Annotated in this window: 3 protein-coding genes; all 3 read left to right on the plus strand. The window is 61.9% G+C overall.

The features are described from left to right. The coding region (locus tag VES88_08595; GenBank protein ID HYN81547.1) for a hypothetical protein at positions 1-357 on the plus strand (357 nt) is incomplete at its 5' end. Between the two features lie 48 nt (positions 358-405). Continuing rightward, positions 406-1,512, plus strand: a complete 1,107-nt coding sequence (locus VES88_08600; protein HYN81548.1) for a hypothetical protein — start codon at positions 406-408, stop codon at positions 1,510-1,512. Continuing rightward, positions 1,496-2,679 (plus strand): hypothetical protein (locus VES88_08605; GenBank protein HYN81549.1); only part of this gene is annotated, 1,184 nt, incomplete at its 3' end. The genes VES88_08600 and VES88_08605, both read left to right, overlap by 17 nt.

Genomic DNA, 2,679 nt, shown 5'->3' on the forward strand with positions numbered 1-2,679 from the left:
CAGGGCTGGGATGTCTGGCTCGACGGGAAGTTCGCGGGCGCGCTCAGCAGCCGTACGCTGGGGGATTTGGCGACGCTGTCACGAGGGGACTTGCTGGCGGTGTTGCGTCCGGCCTGCTGCGGCAGGCACCGCGAATTCCAAGCCGACCAGCCGCGGTTACGCCTCCCGCAACCGGCGGGCGGGGTGCGCACCAACGCCGGGCGCAGAACCCGGGGGCCGGTCAAACGCGTGCAGTTCAGTACGATGGTCGAGCCACACACGCTGGCGTTCATCGATCAGGAGCGCGGCGCACGTTCGCGCGGCGAATATCTCGACTGGCTGGTGCAGCAAAGCCAGCCATCGCTTTCCGCTGCCTGACTTTCATACTCCGCTTTCATTCCCAAATTCTTTTCGCGGAGGACACCGATGACGACCCTGCCTTTGAACGGCGTGCGGCTGCGGGTGCGTTTAGTCGAAGTAGAACTGAGCCGGCTCAAACTCGACCCGGAAAATCCACGGCTGCACAGCGCTTACCTGGCGCACGACCTGCCCGCCCGGCCCAACGAAAAACAGATTGCCGCCGTGCTGGAACAGCTTCCCGAATTCCAGGCGCTGCTCGACGCCATTACGCGCAACGACGGCGTTTTTCAGCCGCCGCTGGTGAGCGCCGATTTTCGCGTGCTGGAAGGCAACCGTCGCGTTACGGCGCTGCGCAAACTGCACGCCGCCGACGCGCAAAACCAGCAGTGGCGTGCCGTGACGGTGCATCAACTGGGTGGGCGCATTCCGACCGAGCAGGAACGCGCACTGCGCGCGAAGTTCCATCTGGAGAATGCGCTGCCGTGGGATGGGCTGTCGCAATTGACCGAGTATCTGGCCGTGGCCGAACGCGACGGCCCGGACCTGCTGGCGACGATGGTCGGCAAATTCCGCCCGCAGATCGAGCCGCTGATCGTCGCGGGCCGCGCGGTGCGGCGATTTTCCGAGACGTACCCGGAACTGCGCTCGCGGGATTTGCTGCTCATCCTCGTCGGCCTGTGCGGTGTGCGGCGCATCATTCCGGAAGTGACCTTCGCGCCTTCGTTGCGAGTCATTTATACCGACAAGGATGAAGAGCGTCCGCAAAAACAGCCTTTTACCCTGACGCAGGTCTTGAAGTGGCTGGTCGAGGGACGATTCACGCAACCTTACGAGGAAGGCGGGCACACCTACACGGTCAAACCCATTTACGCGCCGGCCATCTTTCGAGAAGCGCGCCAGGCGGGCGAAGAAGCGATGAGCCTGTTTCTGGAAGAAGGCGGATCGCTGGCCAAAGCCAGCGCCTTTCTGCAAAACGGGTACAGCGCCTTGCACCGCGAGCAGCGGCGGGCATTGCGGCAGACGCAAAAGTACCTGGATTTGCTCAACGGAATGAAGACGATCAAACAGAACGAAACGCCCGATTTGTACCGGGAAGCGAAAGCCTGCCTGCACCGGCTGGAACAGTTGGTGGGCAGCAAACACAAGGAGGCAAATTATGTACACGCGCACTGACCTGACGCTGGAGGACCGGTTGGAAATCTTCAGCCGCTACTGGCGTTTCAGCGAGGAGTACGGGACGGTGAGCCACCTGGCGGAAGAGTTCCGCACCAGCCGCCAGTTCGTTTATGACGTAGCGGCGCGAGTCAAGGAGGCGCTCGACTGGCGCCCCGCCGGACGCCAGGAAGTGGATCACCGTCAGGAAGAGATCACACGCCTCCGGCATCGCGTGCGGGAGTTGGAAGCGGATTGCGACCAGTTGACCGGGCAACTGGCAATCGAACGCGCGAAGCCGCGACAGGATCGGTTTCGTTTACTGCTGGAACTGGCCCTCTGTCCGGTTTCGGAAGACAAGATCGTGCGTTGCCTGGAGGCGGCCTTTGGCCACGACGGCCAGGTCTCGGCGGGTTGGGTCAACAGCCAGTTACAAAAGGCCGGCGCGGCGGCACTGTCCATTCTGCAAAAACCGAAATTGCGGAAGGCGATACACGAAGCCGCGATTGATGAACTGTTTCGCCACCGGCAACCGATCCTGTGCGTGATCGATCCGCAGACTTTTCTGGCGACGGTGCCGCAAGCGGCGGAGAATCGGAAGGGGGAAACCTGGCAGGCGGTGCTGGAACAGTATCCGAACTTGGAATTCGTGGTTTCCGATCAGGCGAGCGGACTGCGCAAAGGCGTCAACGATTGTGCGCGGGAGATTGCGCATCAATACGATGTATTCCATTTCAAGCGGGAGATCGGCCGTTGGCTGCGCGGCCAGGAGGCGCGCTGCTACGAACTGATGGAGCAAGTGGAGCAGGCGCGCCGATGGACCGAACACACGCGCCTGCTCGATAGCGCCCGCATTCAGGCGCGGATCGAGCACCGCCAGCAAGCCGCGGCACTGGACGAACGCCTGCTGGCTTTTGACTGGGTTGAGCTGATCGTCGGTTATCTGTATGAAAGCCTGACCGCGTACGATGCCCGGCGGCGCCGGATCAGGACGAAAGCCGGCGCCGAAGCCATGATCGATGAAGTGCTGGGACTGCTCAAAGAGGTCAAACTGATCAATACCAAGCCGCTGATTTCCATGATTGAAGGAGCGCGTCCCGGCCTGCTGACATTTCTGACAGTGCTGGAAAAGAAGCTGGCGGAGATCAAGGTGGATTGGCGGTATGTAACCGGCAGCCGCACGGCGGC

This window comes from Gemmatimonadaceae bacterium (assembly GCA_035633115.1).
Taxonomy (GTDB): Bacteria; Gemmatimonadota; Gemmatimonadetes; order Gemmatimonadales; family Gemmatimonadaceae; genus UBA4720.